General features: G+C 39.4%; 23 protein-coding genes and 1 tRNA gene. 17 read left to right on the plus strand and 7 right to left on the minus strand.

From position 1 onward, the window contains the following. Positions 1-5: 5 nt before the first annotated feature. Together G5B30_RS08690 and G5B30_RS08695 are read left to right on the plus strand one after the other, a co-directional pair. Positions 6-1,346, plus strand: a complete 1,341-nt coding sequence (locus G5B30_RS08690; RefSeq protein WP_165319603.1) for a DUF5125 domain-containing protein — start codon at positions 6-8, stop codon at positions 1,344-1,346. A 182-nt stretch (positions 1,347-1,528) separates the two neighbouring features. Next, on the plus strand, positions 1,529-1,999 hold the full coding sequence (locus G5B30_RS08695) for a response regulator (RefSeq protein WP_165319604.1): 471 nt from the start codon (positions 1,529-1,531) through the stop codon (positions 1,997-1,999). A 26-nt stretch (positions 2,000-2,025) separates the two neighbouring features. Here G5B30_RS08695 and G5B30_RS08700 read toward each other — a convergent pair whose 3' ends face one another. The 4 genes from G5B30_RS08700 to G5B30_RS08715 all read right to left on the minus strand — a co-directional run bounded on the left by G5B30_RS08700 (position 2,026) and on the right by G5B30_RS08715 (position 6,929). Then, positions 2,026-3,111 (minus strand): hybrid sensor histidine kinase/response regulator, encoded by a 1,086-nt coding sequence (locus G5B30_RS08700; RefSeq protein WP_165319605.1) that lies wholly within the window; start codon positions 3,109-3,111, stop codon positions 2,026-2,028. Positions 3,112-3,189: 78 nt separating this feature from the next. Beyond that, positions 3,190-5,334: a 7TM diverse intracellular signaling domain-containing protein gene (locus tag G5B30_RS17460; protein ID WP_165319606.1), complete on the minus strand. Its 2,145-nt coding sequence runs from the start codon at positions 5,332-5,334 to the stop codon at positions 3,190-3,192. A gap of 4 nt (positions 5,335-5,338) precedes the next feature. Continuing rightward, positions 5,339-6,136: a methyltransferase domain-containing protein gene (locus G5B30_RS08710; RefSeq protein WP_165319607.1), complete on the minus strand. Its 798-nt coding sequence runs from the start codon at positions 6,134-6,136 to the stop codon at positions 5,339-5,341. Next, on the minus strand, positions 6,117-6,929 hold the full coding sequence (locus G5B30_RS08715; protein WP_165319608.1) for a hypothetical protein: 813 nt from the start codon (positions 6,927-6,929) through the stop codon (positions 6,117-6,119). Before G5B30_RS08715 ends, G5B30_RS08710 begins: the two co-directional genes overlap by 20 nt. Before the next feature lie 129 nt (positions 6,930-7,058). Here G5B30_RS08715 and G5B30_RS08720 point away from each other — a divergent pair, with 129 nt between their 5' ends. After that, complete coding sequence (locus G5B30_RS08720) at positions 7,059-7,973, plus strand: pirin family protein (protein ID WP_165319609.1); 915 nt, start codon at positions 7,059-7,061, stop codon at positions 7,971-7,973. Between the two features lie 190 nt (positions 7,974-8,163). Continuing rightward, positions 8,164-8,754 carry a riboflavin synthase gene (locus tag G5B30_RS08725; RefSeq protein WP_165319897.1) on the plus strand — a complete coding sequence of 197 codons (591 nt, stop codon included), beginning with the start codon at positions 8,164-8,166 and terminating at the stop codon, positions 8,752-8,754. On the opposite strand, the gene G5B30_RS08730 is transcribed toward G5B30_RS08725, so the two are convergent. Genes G5B30_RS08730 through pdxH form a run of 3 tightly spaced genes read right to left on the minus strand, consistent with a single transcriptional unit; the run spans position 8,751 to position 11,098 of the window. Beyond that, a complete protein-coding gene (locus G5B30_RS08730; RefSeq protein ID WP_165319610.1) occupies positions 8,751-9,944 on the minus strand; it encodes an NADH-quinone oxidoreductase subunit D in 1,194 nt (397 codons plus the stop codon). The genes G5B30_RS08725 and G5B30_RS08730 overlap by 4 nt on opposite strands. A 12-nt stretch (positions 9,945-9,956) precedes the next feature. Beyond that, the gene (locus tag G5B30_RS08735) at positions 9,957-10,472 is read right to left on the minus strand and encodes an NADH-quinone oxidoreductase subunit C (RefSeq protein WP_240903157.1); all 516 of its coding nucleotides are present in this window, start codon (positions 10,470-10,472) and stop codon (positions 9,957-9,959) included. Continuing rightward, positions 10,445-11,098 (minus strand): pyridoxamine 5'-phosphate oxidase, encoded by a 654-nt coding sequence (gene pdxH / locus G5B30_RS08740; protein WP_165319611.1) that lies wholly within the window; start codon positions 11,096-11,098, stop codon positions 10,445-10,447. Before pdxH ends, G5B30_RS08735 begins: the two co-directional genes overlap by 28 nt. Before the next feature lie 103 nt (positions 11,099-11,201). Between pdxH and G5B30_RS08745 the strand changes: the two genes are divergently transcribed. From G5B30_RS08745 to G5B30_RS08805, 13 genes are all read left to right on the plus strand, one after another. After that, positions 11,202-11,765 carry a YqgE/AlgH family protein gene (locus G5B30_RS08745; protein WP_165319612.1) on the plus strand — a complete coding sequence of 188 codons (564 nt, stop codon included), beginning with the start codon at positions 11,202-11,204 and terminating at the stop codon, positions 11,763-11,765. 98 nt (positions 11,766-11,863) lie between these two features. Then, positions 11,864-11,936, plus strand: a tRNA-Lys gene (locus tag G5B30_RS08750). Between the two features lie 400 nt (positions 11,937-12,336). Next, a complete protein-coding gene (locus G5B30_RS08755) occupies positions 12,337-12,999 on the plus strand; it encodes a MarR family winged helix-turn-helix transcriptional regulator (RefSeq protein WP_091099023.1) in 663 nt (220 codons plus the stop codon). Continuing rightward, positions 12,996-14,477 carry a phytoene desaturase family protein gene (locus G5B30_RS08760; RefSeq protein WP_165319613.1) on the plus strand — a complete coding sequence of 494 codons (1,482 nt, stop codon included), beginning with the start codon at positions 12,996-12,998 and terminating at the stop codon, positions 14,475-14,477. Before G5B30_RS08755 ends, G5B30_RS08760 begins: the two co-directional genes overlap by 4 nt. After that, positions 14,474-15,310 carry a phytoene/squalene synthase family protein gene (locus G5B30_RS08765; RefSeq protein ID WP_165319614.1) on the plus strand — a complete coding sequence of 279 codons (837 nt, stop codon included), beginning with the start codon at positions 14,474-14,476 and terminating at the stop codon, positions 15,308-15,310. Before G5B30_RS08760 ends, G5B30_RS08765 begins: the two co-directional genes overlap by 4 nt. A gap of 62 nt (positions 15,311-15,372) precedes the next feature. Next, on the plus strand, positions 15,373-15,765 hold the full coding sequence (locus tag G5B30_RS08770; protein ID WP_240903158.1) for a hypothetical protein: 393 nt from the start codon (positions 15,373-15,375) through the stop codon (positions 15,763-15,765). Between the two features lie 3 nt (positions 15,766-15,768). After that, positions 15,769-16,236, plus strand: a complete 468-nt coding sequence (locus G5B30_RS08775; RefSeq protein ID WP_165319615.1) for an SRPBCC family protein — start codon at positions 15,769-15,771, stop codon at positions 16,234-16,236. A 1-nt stretch (position 16,237) separates the two neighbouring features. Then, on the plus strand, positions 16,238-16,696 hold the full coding sequence (locus G5B30_RS08780) for a sterol desaturase family protein (RefSeq protein ID WP_165319616.1): 459 nt from the start codon (positions 16,238-16,240) through the stop codon (positions 16,694-16,696). 17 nt (positions 16,697-16,713) lie between these two features. Continuing rightward, the gene (locus G5B30_RS08785; protein ID WP_240903159.1) at positions 16,714-17,394 is read left to right on the plus strand and encodes a lycopene cyclase domain-containing protein; all 681 of its coding nucleotides are present in this window, start codon (positions 16,714-16,716) and stop codon (positions 17,392-17,394) included. Beyond that, complete coding sequence (locus G5B30_RS08790; RefSeq protein WP_165319900.1) at positions 17,378-17,941, plus strand: lipocalin family protein; 564 nt, start codon at positions 17,378-17,380, stop codon at positions 17,939-17,941. Before G5B30_RS08785 ends, G5B30_RS08790 begins: the two co-directional genes overlap by 17 nt. Beyond that, positions 17,931-19,238: a cryptochrome/photolyase family protein gene (locus G5B30_RS08795; protein WP_165319618.1), complete on the plus strand. Its 1,308-nt coding sequence runs from the start codon at positions 17,931-17,933 to the stop codon at positions 19,236-19,238. Before G5B30_RS08790 ends, G5B30_RS08795 begins: the two co-directional genes overlap by 11 nt. Before the next feature lie 18 nt (positions 19,239-19,256). Further along, a complete protein-coding gene (gene idi / locus G5B30_RS08800) occupies positions 19,257-19,775 on the plus strand; it encodes an isopentenyl-diphosphate Delta-isomerase (protein WP_165319619.1) in 519 nt (172 codons plus the stop codon). Next, entirely contained in the window at positions 19,772-20,674 is a 903-nt protein-coding gene (locus G5B30_RS08805; protein ID WP_165319620.1) for a TIGR01777 family oxidoreductase, read from the plus strand. The genes idi and G5B30_RS08805 overlap by 4 nt, the downstream gene beginning before the upstream one ends. Positions 20,675-20,924 lie beyond the last annotated feature (250 nt).

Consider the following 20,924-nt stretch of genomic DNA (forward strand, 5'->3'; position numbering starts at 1 on the left):
CGGTTATGAAAAGATCAATCTCAAAAAGTTTAGGGTCAATCATCGCTTTATCGATCGCCCTGACTTCCTGTAAAAAGGAAGATACGTATACGTATTCTGTGGGCAATCCTACGGTGACCGTAGAGTCCGAATATGAAGCTGCCTTTTTTGGTGACAGCTTAACGTTTAGTGTACAGGTTGCTGATAATGAAATACCGCTCTCCACAGTCAAAGCACAGTTGTACTACACGGATGATATGGTATCGGAAACCATCATACGGACAAAAGAAAATGGTCAATATACCGGTAAGATTTATGTGCCTTTTTATAAGAATGTTCCGAATGGAACAGCGACACTGAAATTCGTCGTTCAGAATATTTCGAAAAAAACAGCTGAGCAGGATATCGATCTGGAGTTGTCCAGACCGGATTATCCGTACCTGACGCTCGTCACTGCAGATGGCGAATATCAGATGGATAAAGTCGGACCCAATCAATATGAGGCAACGGATGCCTTTCCCCTTTCCGTTAAGGCCTACATCAAGGCCCCTAAATTTGGGGTTAACGGTAATGCGCTTACTTTCGGCTGGGTAAACAATGAAATTGTTTTAGGAAGTACCACTGATATCCCTTTCTCCTACTCCAGCCCGGGCATGTATCCGATCAGCTTCAATACGCTGACTTTTGAAGGGTCTCCTTTCATCACGCCTACCATCAATGGCACGTCCTTTAGCCGATTAGATGATGAACATTTTCAAGTGGACATCGAACTCACAGAAGGCGAAGAAATCACTATAGAAGGCTTTGAAGATTTGGCGAGCTGGTGGATCGATAGTGACTTCTTCACGGACAATGGCAGCGGAAATCTTTCTTTCAATGCAATGACAGGCAAATATCGTATTACGGCAGACATCACGGCAAAATATTTTGCGGTCGAAGTTATGAACGGATCAGAACTGGCACGCTTGAATGCTGATGGAACTGGTACGATATGGATAATCGGTGACGGAATAGGAAAGCCTAGCGTACACACCAATCAGATCGGTTGGAATCCCGGCAAGGCGCTGAGTATGGCTCCCAAAGGCAACAAAACATATCAAGTGACATTGGTTGGTGACAAGACGGCGTATAAGGATTATCTGAATTTCAAATTCTTTCACCAGAAAGATTGGGGTGGTGAGTTTAATAACAACAGTATTTCAACAGGGAGTGATATCATCTTTGTTGGAAATGGCCCGAATGGCCGTGATCCGGGAAATATTGGTTTACTTGCCGGAAAAGAGCTCGAAGAGGATGGTATCTACATCATCACCATCGACCTGTCGGGAGGCAATGACAACGCTGTATTAACCATGACCAAGCAGTAATAATGACAAAGTGATAATAATAAGGAGGCCGAATTCAGCCTCCTTATTTATTGTAAGCCAATACATATGTCCCAAATAATGTCATTTTTTGAACAAAAAGACGCTTTTGATTGTTAAAAGAGTTTAGTAACTTAGTTCGTCCATTTTTTTCTTTTATTTTTGCAGACCAGAGCGACAAAACCATGGAAAAGAAGAGCGAGAAGATCACTATATTATATGTTGATGATGAGGAGAATAACTTGATTTCCTTTAAGGCAACATTTCGTCTAAAATATGACGTCTATACTGCTATAAGCGGGGCTTCGGCTATAGATATCATACAAAAAAGGCCGATAGACATCATTATTACAGATCAACGTATGCCCGAAATGACTGGTGTCGAATTCCTAGAGGAGGTCATCAAGATTGATCCTTCTCCGATGCGTATTCTATTAACGGGTTATACGGATATGGGTGCTGTGATCGATGCGATAAACAAAGGAAAAATCTTTCATTACCTCAATAAGCCCTGGAGTGAGGAAGAACTCGACCAAACCATTCAACGAGCCTATGATGTATATGCCGAACGAAAAAAGATAGAGGAAGCAAATTCAAAACTGGAAGTATCGAACGAACAGCTGGAGTTTTTACTGCGACAAAAGCTACTCTCTTAAACTTTTTGCCCTTAGTAAACAGAAGGTCATTTACTCGGAAGAGCGATCGTAAATGTTGTCCCCTCGCCGATTTGTGAGGTGACATTAATCGTGCCTTTCAATTTTAATAAAGCGCTCTGTACGTTATAAAGGCCAAATCCCATACCTTTGGCTTGATCACTTCCCCGGAAGAACAGTTTAAAGATATCATCGATATGATCCGCAGATATTCCGATACCTGTATCGGTGATGACGATCTTAGCATAACCATTTGCTACAGTCACAGACAAATTAACACGTTTATTATCGGAATCGATTTGCTGATATTTAAAAGCATTTGACAACAAATTGTGTAAAATTAACTCAAGAACAGCTTTGTCACCCTTAAAAACCTCTGTCTGCTCGACATGTGTTTCAAAAGTAACATCATTATGCTGTGTAGACATTTTGTAAAACTGTCTTATACTCTCAAAAAGCTGGTGAAAATCAATCTCTGATAAAGTGAGTTCGCCTCGCCTCAATAAATAGTAATCCCGTAAACTGTCAATATAAGCGTCTAATCTGGATAGTGAATCATCCATCAGCTTCAGCAATTCACGCACATCCTCAATCTTATCAAACTCCAAAGCCAGTTTGATAGCCGACTGAACCCCAGAAAGAGGATCACGAAGATCATGGCTTACACTGTAAGCAAACTTATCTAATTCATCATACGCCTTTTGTAATTCTTCATTACGGATATCCAGCAAGGAACTTGCTATATAGAATTTATTGGCTTCCTGAATCGAAGAGATAATATCTTCTTCCTGCCAAGGTTTACGAACAAACCGGAAAATGTGCCCTTTATTGACGGCGTCGATGACCGTTTCCATATCTGCGTAGGCAGTCAGCAAAATACGTATAGGCCTTGGGAACTCTTTTTTAATCCGGTGCAAAAAGTCTATCCCCAATTCGCCCGGCATACGTTGGTCACAAAAGATAACTCGGATGTCTGGATGAGCTGCTAATATCTCTTGCGCTTCTATGGTACTTGAGGCAGTATGTACTACATAGCTGTACCTAAAATTAGCCTTGAAACCAACTAAATTGTTTATTTCATCATCAATATATAATACTTCTAGCTCTTTTTGCATAACCGTAACAATAAAGATATTAACCTGACGACTATAAACGAAGTTAACTGATATTTATGACTTTAATGTCTTTTTTTCTTAATTTTTTTGCTGGATAGGAATTACTAAAGTAAAAGCTGTTCCTTCGCCCACTTCCGACTCAACTATAATTTTTCCATGATGTTTTGCTATTGTATTATACGCGATAGACATCCCTAAGCCTGTCCCCTCGCCAACATCTTTTGTCGTAAAAAAGGGTTCAAAAAGCTTTTCCCGGACATCTTCAGGAATACCGATACCATTATCTGCTATTTTTATATAAACAAAGGCTTCATCTTTGTATATCCCCGTCTCAATATCAATCTTTCCTCCTCCTCTATCAACAAATTTCTTATCCACCGCATAGATAGCATTTGTTAAAATATTTAAAAACACCTGATTGAGCTTTCCCGCATAGCATTCTATCATTGGCAAATCGCCATAACGTTTCTGCACCTCGACCTTACCTTTTATTAAGCTGCCCAAAATGACCATCGTCGATTCCAGGCCTTCGTTCACATCCGCAAATTTTAGGGTATCTTCATCGACACGTGAGAAGATACGAAGGCTCTTAACAATCTCAGCTGTTCTGCTGGCACCGTCATGCATACCTTTCAGCAGAAAGTCCACTTCAGTTCTGAGGTAATCGATATCCAATTCTTTTTTGTAGGCTTGAATATGCACTTGCTTCTCGCTCGTCGTCAGATTCTCGGCAAAAGCCACACGCTCAACTTCATCAAGAGTCTCCCAAAGCATTTTTATATCCCGTTTTAGCGGCGCTACATTTGACGTCACGAAGTTGATCGGATTATTGATTTCATGAGCAACTCCTGCCGTAAGCTGACCTAACGATGCCATCTTTTCGGCTTCAACAAGTTGGGACTGCGTTTCTTTTAAGTGGGTCAAAGTCGTTTGTAAAGATACGTTGGCTTCTGTCAACTCACGTGTCCGTTCGTCTACTTTTTCTTCCAGAATAACATTCTGCTCGCGGATCAGACGTTCGTTCTCTAACGAAACTGCCAGTTCTCTTGCCTGAGATTGTTCCTTCTCCTCTTTCAGGATATTGATACGCGCTGCCAATGCAAAAGAGAGTAATGCCATCTCTGCAATTGAAGCCAAACGGAACGAATTACTCGTAAACAAATTATACGGCAACACACCGTAATCTTTCAACAGGAATATAAAAGATCCTATAAGCAATACAAACCATGCTGCGAAAAAATACCGGACAGAACTGTACCTTTTCCTGAGCATGTATAATGAGGTTACAATAAGCACAATCGTTTCTATCGAGGTAGCGATCTGCATGACGTGAAACCCAAACTGGATATATCCGAGGGCTGCTGACAGAAAACTAAACGAAAAAAGCACGAATAATGCGAAAAGTATCCAACGTATAGATGGCGCATTTGCTTTCAGATCGAGAAAACGATCAGAAAATAAAAGTACGGCCATACTACTCACACAAGCAAAGAGAGTTGTGCTGATCGTCTCCCAACCCGGTAAATGTGGCCAAAGCCATTGGTAATTAAAGCCTACAATACCTAACTGGGTAAGCCCTAAAAATATAACGTAAATGACATAATATAGATAAGCATAATCTCTTACGGATAGAAACAAAAGAAAATTGTAAATAGCCATGATAAATACCACACCTAAGTATACACCAATGAAGACATTCTCTTTCGTCAGCTTTTCCCATACTCCCTGCGGCGTACCAATGGAGACAGGAAGAATGATTTGCTCTGCACCTTTTACCCGAAGATAATATTGTTGTTCTTGTGACAGTTGAAGATCGATATTAAAAATATAGTTTGGATGGTGATATGTGCGCGCATTAAAGTCTCGAAAAGTACCAAAATGATTAAGGGATATTAAATTTCCTAAAGTATCCGTCTTATATAATTCCACATCATCTAATAACGGGTACGCGAGGTCCAACAGATAGCGTGTTGACTGGCTCATATTGTGGAGTACAAATGTCACCCATATGCTGTGTTTATTAAGTCCCAAATTAGGATTTGCACGGTGGTTTTGTACAAATTCGTGTCGTAATGAAGCAATTTCACTTGCTTCTACTTCACGATCCAGTTGCAAAATATACAAGCCGGTATCAGGTATAACTAAATTATTTTGATCGGTTAGTTTTATCTGACCAAAGAGCTGGAGGGGAAGCAGAAAGAGCAGTAAGAGTTTACCGTTCATATTCTCATTTTATAGCTGAAACCGTAACAATATTCATGCTGCAGGAGAAATAACCTGTCTCATCTGCATGCTTTTGAGCTTCAATGAAATCCTTATGCTCCTTTTCGTCAATTAAATGCAAAGTGAGCATTTCATCAATCATTTTATCGATCCAAAGATAAGTACAAGCGTCCTGATAACGCGTCAATACAAAAGGCTGTACAGCTATGGCTATATTACGAAAACCTGTCGTATTCAGGTAGGTCGAAAGAGACTGAGCCGCTCTTCCGTTATTTACTTTCTGTGCTGATAAATAATCATTTATCTTATCAGAAACCGCCAAATCACCATTATAAAAGGAAAGGCTCTTCCAATCAGATTCTACCACCACGACCACACCGTCCCCATGCAACACCCGATATACCTCTGTAAAAAGCCCTAGTGGATTGGGAACGTGCTGAACCAGACGTTCCATTCGTATGCCATTTGCACTTGTATCTGATAATGGGATGGTTGCGACATCGGCCAATAAAAAAGTAATACCCGTATCTGTGTCCGCCAACTCATGCCCTTTTTTTATCATATTAGGATCATGATCTATTCCAATCAAATTAAAATGGCTACCCTCAAAAATACGTGCCATATTTAGCACGTCCTGTCCGGTACCACATCCCAGATCGACAATCGTCCCGCCATCTGGCACTGATCTAAAGTATTCGTATGATCTTTCTTTTACACCTCCGAGAATTTTCACTGTCTCGGTCAAATAATCTATGTTATAATGTTTTTCAGCCATATTTTCGTTAAAATATACTAGGATCATTTTTATTAAATGATTGATCCGTTAAGGCAGGTTTCGACATCCCTTTGATTATGGCATTTAGATCCCAACGATCCATATTGTCAAGCTGAAGCTTATATTGTATCTCTATTTCTTTAGAACGAAGTACTTCTACTCGAGCCATATCACGTTGCATTCGTAACGACAGGATTGCTTTTTTGTCTTCTTCTGAAGCCAATTCCAAGGTATTGACATCTTCCAGAACCATGGTCGTTGCAAGGAGATCCAACTTGGGGTAATAAAAAGTACCATTATTTCCTACGCTGGTTTCCTGCCGATACCCCACACTTTTTGTCAAGTTAATAGTATAAGGTGCGCAAAGTGCAAATAATGATTTTATACCGATCTGAGGTGCTATTGCTATCGCTGCCCGTGTGAGAAAGATGCTCCCGATACCATAACCTGCGATTTCCCGGGAATTCCATAAACCGCACCCTTCTCCAGTACCTTCTTGTGCATAACGCCACACCAAATCAAAAATTTTGGGATCCATCTGTGCAGTTGCTTCTTCTATAGGAAGTGGTTGCGAGCCTCCCGCTACATGTATTCTCGCTCCCCCATACACCCTTTCCCCATCCAGCGATTCGACAATCAACACAAAAGCGGCGGGATTGTACATCCAATCGTTTTTGGAAGATGTTACTTTCTTCACCCCTATAGCCGTCAGAACATGAGCATGCCCTTCAATAAAACGCTCACAAGTTTGGGGATCATCGATAGCCCTAAATGCTCTTAACCTCACTACAGGACGCCCATCTTTAAATATTAGTGCCACAGAAACGGTTATAAATTGTAAACTGAAACACAAAGCTAAACAATAAAAATTAAAATAGACATCTATATTTCATGAATAAATCAACAAATAAACCTTACATTGCATAAAGAACCGCAAAAATAAACAGCTATGCTTGATCTCGTTATCGAATCCCGTACCGCAGCTATAAGCGCAGAAATGAAAGTGAAGCGTATTCTTCCTTTCCGCCTACGCCGAATGATCGGCCCTTTTATCTTCATGGATCATGCCGGCCCTATTGAAAACCCTTCGGTTCCGACATCTGACCTGGATGTACTTCCCCACCCGCATATCGGTCTCTCAACAGTAAGCTACTTGTTCGGCGGTGAAGTGACACACCGGGATAGCTTAGGTGTTGAGCAGATCATCCGGCCGGGTGAAGTAAACTGGATGACTGCTGGTAGTGGAATAGCACACTCCGAGCGGTTTGAAAGTCCGTCAGCACTGGTTGGTGGTTTAGAGATGATACAAACATGGGTTGCTCTTCCTGAAAAAGATGAGGAAACCGCACCTTCTTTTAACAATTATACACCAGATCAGTTGCCCATTTTTACAGATAAGGGAATCTGGATGCGGCTTATCGCAGGCGATGCTTATGGCCTGCAGAGTCATGTAAACACCAATTCACCGTTGTTCTACCTTCACGTTGTCTTACAGCCGGGCACATTATTTGCCTTGCCTAAAGAACATGCCGAACGTGGTTTTTATATCGTCAAAGGCACTGTAGAGATAGCCGGACACACCTACGGGGAAGGAAAGATGCTTGTATTTACGAAAGGTGTTGACCCTCGTATTATAGCTAAAGAAACCACCACATTGATGCTTTTAGGTGGCGAGCCTTTGGGTGAGCGGTTTATCTGGTGGAATTTCGTATCATCTCGACAAGAGCGCATAGAACAAGCTAAGGAAGATTGGAAACAGGGCCGGTTTATACTACCTCCTACCGACAACAGTGAATTTATCCCTTTGCCTGACGACCGTTCACGTCCTGCTGGTACTGCACCAAAACCGGAACCGCTTTCCTAATTCTATTTAAAAAGGAAAAGCCCAAGAAATTTGGGGAATTTCTCGGGCTTTAATTTTTATCCTCGAATGAGGACAATCAACCTAAACCTACTCAAATATAAAAAACATTCTTCTATAAACCAAACAAAATTTCTAAAAAAATAGATATCCGAATAAACTCATTATCTTTACGCAAAGAATGACAAAAACTATGTTTACAGGGATTATAGAGATCTTAGGTGTTGTAAAGAAAATCGAAACAGAGCAAGAAAATCTTCATATATATATTGAATCTTCCATCTCTAATGAATTAAAGATTGATCAGAGTGTCTCTCATAATGGTGTTTGTCTTACGGTAGTATATGCAGAGAACAATCTGCATCAGGTAACAGCAATCGCAGAAACATTACAAAAAACCAATCTTTCTTCGCTGGAAGTAGGTGACCTTGTCAATCTTGAGCGTTGCACTTTGGTTGGGGGGCGATTGGATGGGCATATTGTCCAAGGCCACGTGGACCAAACAGCGGTTTGCGTAGAAAAGGCAGATCAGCACGGCAGTTGGTTATTTACTTTTGAATATACTCCTTCAAATGAAAATATTACGGTGGAAAAGGGCTCGATAACGGTGAATGGTGTTAGCCTGACTGTCGTGAATTCCCAATCTAACCGGTTTTCGGTAGCCATTATCCCTTATACGTTGGCTCATACCAATTTACAACATGTGGAGCTAGGATCGACAGTTAATCTGGAGTTTGATATTATCGGCAAGTATGTCGCTAAATTAATAGCACAACGCGATTAGCGATCTACCTCACCCAATACAATATCTATAGAGCCTAATATGGATATAAGGTCGGAGATCAGAACACCTTTTCCCAGCTCGGATATAACCGAAAGGTTGTTAAAACTTGGTCCCCGCGCTTTCACCCGACGTGGGATATCTGTCTTATCTTGTGTTTCAAAATAGAATCCCAGTTCGCCTTTCGGGTTTTCGGCGCGCACATAATACTGCTGTGCCTTTATATTTACCTTCCGGGGCACCAACGCTCTGGGATCAAAATCAACCGTACGTTTAAAATCGGATGTGAGCCTTTCCAGACATTGCTCAATGATACGAACAGACTCCCGCACCTCGTCTACCCGGACCTTATATCGGTCCCAGCAATCCCCTACGGCTCCCATTTCTCCTTTTCCTACTGGTATCTCAAACTCCAATTCCGGATAAACCGAATATCCGTCTATTCGTCGCAGATCCCATTTTATTCCACTGGCGCGAAGCATGGGACCGGAACAACCATAATTGATGGCTACATTGGCAGGTAAAACACCTATATTGGCGGTTCGGGAAATAAATATCTGGTTGGTCGAAAGGAGGTCATCCAATTCCTGTAGTTTGGGTTTGAAGTAATCTACAAATTCTTTACACCGCTCCTCAAATCCGACCGGCAAATCATAATACAAACCACCAATCCATATATAGTTGTACAACATCCGCGATCCGGATGTCCATTCCAACATATTCATGATGTGCTCTCTGTCTCTAAAACACCACATAAAAGGCGTGAAGGCACCGATATCAATTCCGTAAGTTCCTATCGCGATAAGATGGGATGCTATCCGGTTCAGCTCACAGACGAGTGCACGGATATACTCCACCCGTTTAGGCAACTTCTGGTCTATACCCAACATGCGCTCTACGCCCATCACAAACGCATGGCTGTTGTTCATCGATGCCAAATAATCCAATCGATCTGTAAAAGGAATGGCTTTTGTATAGTTCATGGACTCGGCGTGCTTATCAAAACAACGGTGCAGATACCCTAAGTGTGGAATGACTTCCTTGACAAGCTCTCCATCCGTTATGAGTTCCAATCGCAAAACACCATGCGTAGATGGATGCTGAGGCCCCATATTAATTACCATCTCGGTAGAGCCTATTTGTTGGATTCTATCTTTATATTTATTGTAGCCTGCATTATATTTCACATCCATAATCGTCGTTAATTATTTGATCGGTATTCCGTGATATTCTTCCGGATCTTCATAATCTTTACGCAACGGAAACCCCTGCCAGTCGTCCGGCATCAGGATTCGCCTGAGGTCGGGATGGTCGTTAAAAAACACGCCCATTAAATCGAAGGCCTCTCGTTCGTGCCAATCCGCTGTCCGCCATACAGAAGAAACAGACGGTAGTTCAGGAAGGTGATCTGACGACCGGTCATTATCAAGTTCAACACGTAATGTAAGCTGATATTGAAATGGAAGAGAGGCGAGGTTGTAGACAACAGCAAAGCGTGGTTCGGGGTAATAATCTACTGCCGTAATATTCGATAAGAAGTCAAAATGATAGTAAGGGTTATCGCGTAACCAGGCACACAACTGTACCAAATAGCTTGGATTTACCGATAAGACAGGTTGAAGCCCAGCATCTTCATAGCGCACTAAACAATCTTCTCCAAATGTATTCTTAATATCTTCAACAATCTTTTCTATCATGGTGCGAGGCGGTTGATTTTCCATTGTACATCTTCTTTTTGATAGGCTATTCTATCGTGCAATCTCGAGCTCCTTCCCTGCCAAAATTCAAATCGCACGGGCCGGACAAAGAAACCTCCCCAAAAAGGTGGACGGGGAACGTCCGGTCTATCGCTAAAGGACCGCTCCTGTTGCACAACCAATTCTTCTAAATGCGTTCTGTTTTCAATCGCCTGACTCTGGGGAGAAGCCCAAGCCCCAATTTGACTTCCGCGGGGACGACTGGCAAAGTATTCGTCTGAATCTTCTTCTGAAAGACGCTCGACAAAACCTTCAATGCGAACCTGACGTTGCAGTTCAGGCCAAAAAAACAATAAACTTGCGCGGTTATTCAGCTGTAAGTCTTGTCCTTTCTGGCTTTTGAAATTCGTAAAGAAACTGAAACCATCCTCTTTTACGTCTTTCAGCAATACCACCCGGGATGACGGAAAACCGATAGCACTGATGGTCGATAACACCATAGCAGTAGGTTCTGTCACCTTCGCCTGAATAGCTTGCTCAAACCAGATCGTGAATTGAGAAATAGGGTTATCTTCTACATCATTCTCCGCAAGGCTCCCTTGTGAATAATCCTCCCGGATAGCTGCTATATCCTTGTGCTCAATTGCCATTACCTATCAATATGAAGTGACAAACTTAAGAAAAGCTACGCAATAATTTCGAAAAACTATACTTTTTTAGTAGATTTAAATCATCACATTAGAGGACGCTATCATGTTTAACTCGAATACGCCTGTTCAAGGCTCTTTGCTTGTCTCGGAACCCTTCATGTTAGACCCAAACTTCGAACGTTCTGTCGTCATGCTCTGCGAGCATAATGAGGATGGCACGGTAGGTTTAGTCTTAAATCATCAGTCGACACTACTTTTGTCGGATCTCTCGGACGACATACAAAATGAAAAATTCAAGTTGTATTTCGGCGGTCCGGTTCAAAGTAATGCGTTGTTCTTCCTCCACCGAGCTTATGACAGACTACTTTCGGGTACGAAGGTTTATCAGGATGTCTATTGGGGTGGCGATTTTGAACGGTTGGTGTTTTTGATAAATGAAGATCTTATACAGCCCGAGGAGATCAAATTTTTTCTGGGCTATTCGGGTTGGTCCACGGGTCAACTGAATGATGAAATCGATCAAAACAATTGGGCCGTTCATCGGGACTACGATCAATTTTTAATATTTCTTAACGACGGTGAAGACTTATGGAAACGTACACTTATCAATCTGGGTCCGAAATATGCACATGTAGCTAATTTTCCTAAAAGTCCAAATCTGAATTAACGAAATGGGGTCAAATTGAAAAACACCAAATTTTTGTTGGCATATAATACAAAAATAATTACCTTTGCAGCACTTCAAACAAACGAAGTATATAGTAAGATTCCGTAGCTCAGCTGGTAGAGCAATACACTTTTAATGTATGGGTCCTGGGTTCGAATCCCAGCGGGATCACAAACAAAAGCCAAAAGGCGCCATTTGAATCCAAAGGGTACCTTTTGGCTTTTTTTGGTATGAGTATCTTCACTTGTGGTTACCCAGTCGCTTTTGTCAACAACCAACCATTGTTTTATTTCTACCTGATTTGTTAAACAGTCCATATGGTTTTTGGGTAAGCTTTTATTTCTTTTCTTTCTATAAGATTCACCTCCAATATTTATTATTAGCTAATTTTCGGTAATAAATTGAATGATACATTATTGCCGTTTCATCCACTAATTACATCCTTATAATATATATACTACCGACCTTACCAAGAGTCTTGTATTGCTAAAAATAAACCCGCAAAGAATTTAGTATAAATTTATACATTTAATAAGTTGAATATAGTATATTTGTGAACTAATATAATTATATGAAATATGATATTTTAAAAAATGTTGTCAATCTGCTTGAGGAATTTGAAGAAGATATTCTTCAAGGAAGAACATACCCTAATGATATCGAAGGTTTTAAAAGATGGATAGTTGCCAATTATAAAGGTGAAGAAAAAAATAATGAACCTAATTGGGATGGAAAAGAAAAGGGACGTAGTGCAGAAAGTGTCATTAATACTTTAATTGTCCATATGAACAGATATGCCAAGAGTTATTCCAAGTCCGCCATATTCGGATCGGATTTTTCAACACAGGAAGATTTTATCTACCTCATTAACCTAAAAGCTTTTGGAGAAATGACCAAAATGGACTTGATAAAAAAGAATGTACATGAAAAACCTGCCGGAATGCAAGTTATCAACCGGTTGATTGCACAAGGTTGGGTAAATCAAACCGATTCTGAGACCGACAAAAGAAGTAAAGTTTTAAAAATAAGCAATAAGGGAATTCAGGTTTTAGAAAAGCAAATGGACAAAATCAGAAAAGCAACTGAAATCGTTACAGGAGATTTAACCCATAACGAAAAAATGGAATTGATCAGGTTGCTCAATAAACTCAATGATTTTCATCAACAGATCTACGATAAAAATATTGAACCAGAATATTTATTGAATGAAGTTTTAAAAGATAAAAGGCGATGAAGAAAAAAATAGCCGTTATCGGTTCCGGTTTTTCGGGATTGTCTGCTACAGCTTATTTGGCAAAAGCGGGAAATGAGGTTCACGTATTTGAAAAACACGAGCAGCCAGGTGGAAGAGCAAGGCAATTTTCTACCCAACAAGGTTACGTATTTGATATGGGACCAAGTTGGTACTGGATGCCTGATATTATTGAAAGTTTTTTTGCTGATTTCGGCTACAAAATCTCTGATTTCTTCGAGTTGATTTCATTAAACCCACAGTTTGAAATGATTTTTTCACAAGAGAAAATCAGTGTATCTGAAAGTTTAGAGGAATTAAAAATCTTGTTCGAACAAATCGAAAAGGGTGCAGGATTACAATTAGAAAAATTTATGCGATCGGCTAAATTCAAATATGAAGTCGGTATGCAGGATTTCGTGAATAAGCCTTGCCATAATTGGTCAGAATTCATTTCTCCTAAAATAACTAAAAGTGCATTGAGATTGGATTTGCTGACGAACTTCAGAACCTATGTTGCTAAATACTTCAAAAGTGAAAAATTAAGAACATTGATGGAGTTTCCTGTGATTTTTCTGGGTGCTTCGCCAAAAAATATTCCTGCATTGTATAGTTTGATGAACTATGGGGGTTATGCCTTAGGAACGCATTATCCTATAGGTGGCTTCTATCAATTGGTATTGGCGATGAAAAAAGTAGCCGAAAACCAAGGTGCAACTTTTTATTTTAACAAAACCGTTGAAAGCATAAATACACAAAATGGTAAGGTAAGATCTTTAACTATCAATGGCGAGACCTATGAATTCGATATTGTAATTGCTTCTTCCGATTATCATCATACAGAAACGCTTTTAAATAAAGACCTCAGAAATTATTCTGAGGTGTACTGGAAAAGCAGAACGTTTGCACCATCAAGTTTGATCTATTATTTAGGCATCAATCAAATTATTCCCAACCTAAAACATCATACACTCTTCTTTGAAAATGACTTAGACGAACACATTGATTGTATCTATGGCGAGAAGAAATGGCCGGAAAAGCCTCTTTTTTATGTTTGTTGCCCATCAAAAACAGATAATGCCGTTGCCCCTAAAGACAAAGAAAACCTGTTTTTGTTGATGCCTTTGGCAATCGGAATAAACGATGAAGAATTAACACGGGAAAAGTATTTAATGGAAATGCTTTCAAGAATTGAAAGACATACGGGCATAGCCGATTTACAGTCAATGATTGAGTACAAAAGAAGCTTCTGTGTCAGCGATTTTATTTCAGATTACAATGCGTACGGTGGCAATGCGTACGGACTGGCAAACACACTTGGTCAAACTGCAGTTTTGAAACCTAAAATAATAAATAAAAGATTGAAAAATTTATTCTACACGGGTCAATTGACCGTTCCCGGCCCCGGAGTTCCTCCGTCCATCCTATCTGGTAAAATTGTAGCAAATGAAATAATCAAACTTAAACAAGAAGGACTATGAAAAAGATCTTTGACGAACTATCGTGCTCGGTAAGCAAGATTACAACCCAAAAGTATAGTACGAGTTTTTCTCTAGGAATTTTAGCGCTGAAACCGTCTATACGTCCCGCTATCTATGCCATATATGGATATGTGAGACTGGCTGATGAAATCGTGGACAGTTTTCACGGGTACGATAAAGAGAAACTATTGAATCGATTAAAAGTAGAAACCGACGATGCATTGCAGGAAGGAATTTCGCTCAACCCTATTCTACAATCGTTCCAGGAAACAGTAAATCAGTATAAAATTGACAAAAGTCTCATTGAACAGTTTTTACATAGTATGGAAATGGATTTGCAGAAAATAGATTACAATTCAGAACGATACGAAGAATATATTTTTGGTTCAGCCGAAGTAGTTGGACTGATGTGTCTGCAAGTTTTTACAGATGGGAATATGGAAAAGTATAGTGAATTAAAACCTTATGCAATGAAACTGGGATCAGCTTTTCAAAAAGTTAATTTTTTAAGGGATCTGAAAGATGATTATCAGATTTTGGGCAGAACTTATTTTCCGAATATTGATATGTGCATATTTGATAATTATGTAAAATGTCAGATTGAAGAAGAAATAGAGGAAGAGTTTAAGGAAGCGTTGATCGGCATTAAGAAATTACCCAATTCATCTATGTTCGGCGTGTATCTGGCCTATAAATACTACCTTTCTCTGTTCCAAAAGATAAAAAGAAAATCTTCCAAAGAGATATTGAACAACAGGATTCGCATCCATAATTCCGAAAAAGCTTATCTAGCTTTCAAAAGTTATGTAAGATATAAAGCAGCTTGTCTGTGATGAAATTTCTTGGTTTACTAATATCGGCCATATTCTTTTTGATAAATTTTAATGGAACAGATTTGGATGTAGTAAGGGCTAATTACAACAAGCTGGTATCAGATAAAGAATTGTGCGAAAAAATGATTGCGGATTTGGATAAAGCAAAAAATAATTCGGCTACTCATCTGGCTTATTTAGGTGCTTTGCAAACCATTTGGGCAAATCACATCTTTAGTCCTGTAAGTAAACTAGGTACATTTAAAGAAGGGAAGAAAAACATCGAGCAGGCAATCAAAAAAGAACCTTCCAATGTGGAATTAAGGTTTATCCGGCTTTCGGTTCAAAAAAATGCACCGTCTTTTTTAGGCTATAAATCAAACATAAATGAGGATACCGAATTTATTAAGGAGAACCGCCACCAAATTGGGTCGGAGATTTTGAAGAAAAATATAGAAATGCTTTTAATAGACTAAGCTATGAAACACAGGTTATACAGGGAGCAACAATTGTATTGCGATATCGAAGCAGCGTGGGATTTTTTCTCTTCTCCTAAGAACCTTTCGAAGATCACACCCAAAGATATGGGTTTTACGGTGCTGTCGGATTATAACAACGAACAGATTGCTGAAGGAATGGTGATCGATTATATCGTTTCGCCGTTGCTGAAAGTTCCGTTGAAGTGGAGAACGAGAATTACTCATGTGGAATCAAATAAAAGCTTTACTGATTTTCAGGAGAAAGGACCTTATAAATACTGGAGCCATTTTCACGAATTTATCCCCAATAAAGACGGAGTGCTGATGAAAGATACGGTAGATTATGAATTGCCTTTCGGCTTTTTGGGGAAGATGGCACATCTACTTTTTGTGAAAAAGAAATTGGCGTACATCTTTGATTTCCGATACAACGTTTTAGAAAAACTTTTTAACCCAATAAAAAACTGATATGGCTTTTTTAATCGTATTGCTCACGTTTACATTGATGGAAGGGGCAACCTGGATTATCCATAAATATGTTATGCACGGTTTTCTTTGGGTTTTGCACAAAGACCATCATGACCACAGCAATGAGGGCGTTCTTGAAAAGAACGACTATTTCTTTGTCATATTTGCTATACCCACGATTGCTTTGATGTATTTCGGTTCACTTGAAAATTTCAACTATCTGTTTTATATCGGATTGGGCATTATGCTTTACGGAATGGCTTATTTTTTTGTGCACGATATTTTTATCCACCAACGGATCAAATTTCTGTCCCAGACCCAAAGTGCCTATTTTTTGGCACTGCGCAGGGCACACAAACAACATCACAAACATATCGGAAAAGAAAACGGTGAATGTTTCGGGTTTTTATATGTGCCTTTCAAATATTTCAAAATGTATTTTAATTCCGCGAAAAAATGATGGCATATACTTATTCAATGATATTATTTTTTACGGTCATCATTTGCTTTATCACATCTTTTGACAGCCGGATTCTCTTTAACCGTTATTTTGGATCGTTTATAAAATCTGCGATTTTGGTTGCTATACCATTTATTTCTTGGGATATATGGTTTACCGCAAAAGGTGTTTGGTGGTTCAATACAGATTATACACTGGGAATAGTGATAGCGGGTTTGCCTCTTGAAGAATGGCTTTTCTTTATTTTCATTCCGTTTTCATGCGTGTTTACCTATTTCTGTTTTGATAAGTTTTTCAAGTTAGGATGGCTATCCGCCTTAAATAACCTGATCGTTTTTGTCAGCGTCATTATCTGTTCGGTTATGGCTTTGTTGCATTATGATAAAATCTATACACTTATGACGGCTATCGCCACTATAGCAACTTTAATTTACCTGCATTTCATTGCACAGGTAGATTGGATTGGCAAGGCATCTTTGGTGTTTACTATATTGATGTTAGGTTTTTTTCCTGTAAATGGCGTACTGACGGGGACTGGGATCGAAACACCTATCGTAAATTACAACCCGGGAGATTTTCTGGGTATACGGATACTAACGATACCAATTGAGGATGCCGTTTATGGATATACGCAGTTTCTTTTGGTGCTTTATTTTTTTAAACGGTTTAAACATATAGATGATGAAAGCAAAAAATAAAATTTTAACAGTGGCCTTTTCCATAGCGTTAATTGCTCTTTTAAATTCCTGTGCCTCGATCCCCAAAAAGGCAAAAGCAGTGGAAAACTTTGATGTCGATGAATATTTAGGCACTTGGTACGAAATTGCCCGTTTTGATTCTCGTTTTGAAAGGGACTTGGACAATGTTTCCGCTCAATACAGCCTGAATGAAAATGGCAATGTCATCGTCTTGAACAGTGGCTATAACCATAATAAGCAAGAATGGAAAAAAGCGGACGGTTTAGCAAGGTTCAGAGGAGATAAAAATGTTGCAAAATTGAAAGTAAGTTTTTTCGGTCCTTTTTATTCTGGTTACAATGTGGTCGCATTGGACGAAAATTACCAGTATGCGCTGGTTGCGGGAAAAAACCTAAAGTATTTATGGATTTTATCGAGAACAAAGAACGTTCCCCAAGAGGTTAAAGCAAACTATCTGGGAATTGCAGAAGGGATTGGTTATGATACCTCTAAACTGATCTGGGTAAAGCACGACAGGAACGATAATCCATTTTTGAATGAAAAGTAGGGTCTCCGTTTTTTGGTTTCGCAGAGATCTGCGTTTGGAAGACAATGTGGGTTTGTATCAGGCACTTGCTTCCGAATTACCCGTGTTGCCGGTTTTTATTTTTGATGAGACCATCCTAAATAAATTAGAAGATAAAAAAGACCGAAGGGTTGACTATATCCATCAGGTACTCTCGGCAATAAATAGCGGATTGAAGACATTCAACGCAAGATTGAATACATTTTATGGAAATCCTTTGGATGTTTTTAAAATGCTTTCCGAAAAATATGCTGTTCAAGGCGTTTTCTGCAATCGGGATTATGAACCGCAAGCCATTAAACGGGATACGGAGATTTACCAGTTTTTCAACGAACAGAACATTCCTTTTAAGGCATTCAAAGACCAGGTCATTTTTGATAAAAACGATGTATTGAAAAATGACGGCACACCCTATACGGTTTATACCCCGTATTCAAAAAAATGGAAAGAGCTATTGACAGAAAAAGATTACAAGTCGTATAATCCTGATTGCACTAATTTTTTCAGACAGCGGTTTGCCGAAATTCATTCGTTGAATGAATTCGGTTTTGAAAAAACAGATATCACTTTTGATCCGCCGAAATTAGATGCAAAAATCATTGACGAATACGACAAATTCAGGGATTATCCTGCAATGCAACGGACAACAGAATTGAGCATCGCTCTTCGATTTGGCACCATTAGTATTCGTAAATGTGTAGCTTTTGCATGGAACCACAATCAAACGTGGCTGAATGAATTGATCTGGCGAGAGTTTTTTATGCAGATCTTATATCATTTCCCTAAATTGGTTAATCAATCTTTTAAATCGAAATACGATAACATCAAATGGCGAAACAATGAATGGGAATTTGAAAAGTGGTGCGAGGGAAAAACAGGTTATCCGATTGTCGATGCAGGAATGCGACAATTGAACCAAACAGGATCTATGCACAATCGGGTACGGATGATTGCAGGGAGTTTTTTGTGCAAACATTTACTGATAGATTGGCGTTGGGGTGAAGCCTACTTTGCACAAAAGCTGAACGATTACGATTTATCGGCCAACAATGGAAACTGGCAATGGGCATCGGGTTCGGGTTGTGATGCTGCACCGTATTTCAGGGTGTTTAACCCAACTGTTCAAACCGATAAGTTTGATAAGAAGTTGGAATATATCAAAAAATGGATTCCCGGATTTGGAACAGATGCTTACCCCCAACAAATAGTAGAACACAGTTTCGCAAGAGACAGAGCGTTGAAAGTATATGGAGAAGCCGTCAAGGAAAACAATCAATAACGCTTTAATTAAAGTAAAATGGAGAGAAACAATGTAGTGTTGGTCGATGAAAACGATAATGCCATTGCTGAAATGGAAAAATTGATGGCCCACGAGCAAGGGCGTCTTCACCGGGCATTTTCGGTATTTATATTTAATGATAAGGGAGAGCTTCTTTTGCAGCAGCGGGCAAGCCACAAGTACCACGGAGCAGGGTTATGGACGAACACCTGTTGTTCGCATCCGCAATGGGGAGAAACTGTTGCTTTAAGTGCAGAGGAGCGGTTAATCTATGAAATGGGACTGAAATGTGATTTAAGATTGGTCTATTCATTTATATACAATGAGCGGGTTGAAAACAATTTGACAGAGCATGAGCTGGATTATGTTTTTGTTGGTTATTCTGACCAATGTCCTGTTTTAAACAAAGATGAAGTACAGGACTATAAGTGGATGAATGCGGATGAAATTCTATCTGATATAAAAAATAATCCATCACATTATACGGTCTGGTTCAGACAGGCCTTTCCGGAGCTGCTTTCAAAAATCAATTCATGAAAAAGATATTAATCGCCGGAGGTACAGGTTTTGTCGGAAAAGCATTGATAAAGCACCTAGTAAATTGTGGTTATATGGTCAATGTGTTAACACGGAGAAACAAAATCAGCAGCATGGAGAACATTCGGTATTTTGAATGGGATATAAAGAAAGGATTTATTGACGAAAAAGCATTTGAGGGCGTTTCGAAAATCATCAATCTAACAGGCGCAAACATTACCGAAAAGCGTTGGACGGAAAAAAGGAAAGTTGAAATAATCGAAAGCCGGACCAAGGCAATAGATTTACTTTTTACCTATGTTAAAACAAGGAATTTTAGCATAGATATCTTCATTTCATCTTCCGCCGTAGGTTATTATGGTGCGATTACTACGGATGAAATATTTACAGAGAAATCCAATAACGGCAGCGATTTTTTGGCTTCGGTTTGCCGGAAATGGGAAAAAACAGCACTGCAATTTGACAGTTTGGGTGTTGCTACCGTGATTTTAAGAAAAGGCGTTGTCCTTGGGAGAGATGGTGGTATGTATCAAAAATTAGCACCTTTGGCGAAGTTGGGCATCAATACATCTTTAGGAAATGGCAGGCAATACTTACCCTGGATTGACATCCGGGATTTAGTCCGGTTGTATGAATTCATCTTGAAGACAGATGAACTCAGCGGGGTTTTTAATGCTGTTTCTTCCGAGCACATTATGATGAATGATTTTTCTAAAGCCCTGCTAAGGTCATTCGGAAAAACGAGTTTTTTGCCCAATGTACCAGCATTTCTGGTAAGGTTATTTTTGGGGGAAATGTCCGTGATGTTGTTAAAGGGTTCTAGGGTCAGCAATTACAAAATAAAACAAACCGGCTTTAAATTTGAGTATAGCTCGATTGAGAAGACATTTTTTATGTAGTAATAAAGCTGGTTGAAGACTTTAGTATAGCTTTCTTTATTGACATTTTTTACAATTTCCGTTTTTCCGTGTTTAAGATAATTTTCGGTTTAGCGGAGCTAACTTTATTTTTATCTAGATCATACTTATAAGAGGTGTCTTTCAATTGGTTCAATCGCCTTAAATCTTCCAATAAAGAGTTCGAGTTTTGTACCAGTGGGTTCACAAAATGAAAGCTTCACTGAAAAGTGAGGCTTTTTTTGTGAACTGG

It is taken from the genome of Sphingobacterium sp. SGG-5 (assembly GCF_011043525.1).
Classification (GTDB): domain Bacteria; phylum Bacteroidota; class Bacteroidia; order Sphingobacteriales; family Sphingobacteriaceae; genus Sphingobacterium.

Bases quoted from the DNA above. Each gene is read 5' to 3' on its own strand.
- G5B30_RS08755 (WP_091099023.1), top strand. From the start codon at position 12,337: ATGAAATATGATATTTTAAAAAATGTTGTCAATCTGCTTGAGGAATTT.
- G5B30_RS08695 (WP_165319604.1), top strand. From the start codon at position 1,529: ATGGAAAAGAAGAGCGAGAAGATCACTATATTATATGTTGATGATGAG.
- G5B30_RS08790 (WP_165319900.1), top strand. From the start codon at position 17,378: ATGAAAGCAAAAAATAAAATTTTAACAGTGGCCTTTTCCATAGCGTTA.
- idi (WP_165319619.1), top strand. From the start codon at position 19,257: ATGGAGAGAAACAATGTAGTGTTGGTCGATGAAAACGATAATGCCATT.
- G5B30_RS08700 (WP_165319605.1), bottom strand. From the start codon at position 3,111: ATGCAAAAAGAGCTAGAAGTATTATATATTGATGATGAAATAAACAAT.
- pdxH (WP_165319611.1), bottom strand. From the start codon at position 11,098: ATGGCAATTGAGCACAAGGATATAGCAGCTATCCGGGAGGATTATTCA.
- G5B30_RS08730 (WP_165319610.1), bottom strand. From the start codon at position 9,944: ATGGATGTGAAATATAATGCAGGCTACAATAAATATAAAGATAGAATC.
- G5B30_RS08775 (WP_165319615.1), top strand. From the start codon at position 15,769: ATGAAACACAGGTTATACAGGGAGCAACAATTGTATTGCGATATCGAA.
- G5B30_RS08765 (WP_165319614.1), top strand. From the start codon at position 14,474: ATGAAAAAGATCTTTGACGAACTATCGTGCTCGGTAAGCAAGATTACA.
- G5B30_RS08780 (WP_165319616.1), top strand. From the start codon at position 16,238: ATGGCTTTTTTAATCGTATTGCTCACGTTTACATTGATGGAAGGGGCA.
- G5B30_RS08785 (WP_240903159.1), top strand. From the start codon at position 16,714: ATGATATTATTTTTTACGGTCATCATTTGCTTTATCACATCTTTTGAC.
- G5B30_RS08795 (WP_165319618.1), top strand. From the start codon at position 17,931: ATGAAAAGTAGGGTCTCCGTTTTTTGGTTTCGCAGAGATCTGCGTTTG.
- G5B30_RS08725 (WP_165319897.1), top strand. From the start codon at position 8,164: ATGTTTACAGGGATTATAGAGATCTTAGGTGTTGTAAAGAAAATCGAA.
- G5B30_RS08745 (WP_165319612.1), top strand. From the start codon at position 11,202: ATGTTTAACTCGAATACGCCTGTTCAAGGCTCTTTGCTTGTCTCGGAA.
- G5B30_RS08720 (WP_165319609.1), top strand. From the start codon at position 7,059: ATGCTTGATCTCGTTATCGAATCCCGTACCGCAGCTATAAGCGCAGAA.
- G5B30_RS08735 (WP_240903157.1), bottom strand. From the start codon at position 10,472: ATGGAAAATCAACCGCCTCGCACCATGATAGAAAAGATTGTTGAAGAT.
- G5B30_RS08805 (WP_165319620.1), top strand. From the start codon at position 19,772: ATGAAAAAGATATTAATCGCCGGAGGTACAGGTTTTGTCGGAAAAGCA.
- G5B30_RS17460 (WP_165319606.1), bottom strand. From the start codon at position 5,334: ATGAACGGTAAACTCTTACTGCTCTTTCTGCTTCCCCTCCAGCTCTTT.
- G5B30_RS08690 (WP_165319603.1), top strand. From the start codon at position 6: ATGAAAAGATCAATCTCAAAAAGTTTAGGGTCAATCATCGCTTTATCG.
- G5B30_RS08760 (WP_165319613.1), top strand. From the start codon at position 12,996: ATGAAGAAAAAAATAGCCGTTATCGGTTCCGGTTTTTCGGGATTGTCT.
- G5B30_RS08710 (WP_165319607.1), bottom strand. From the start codon at position 6,136: ATGATCCTAGTATATTTTAACGAAAATATGGCTGAAAAACATTATAAC.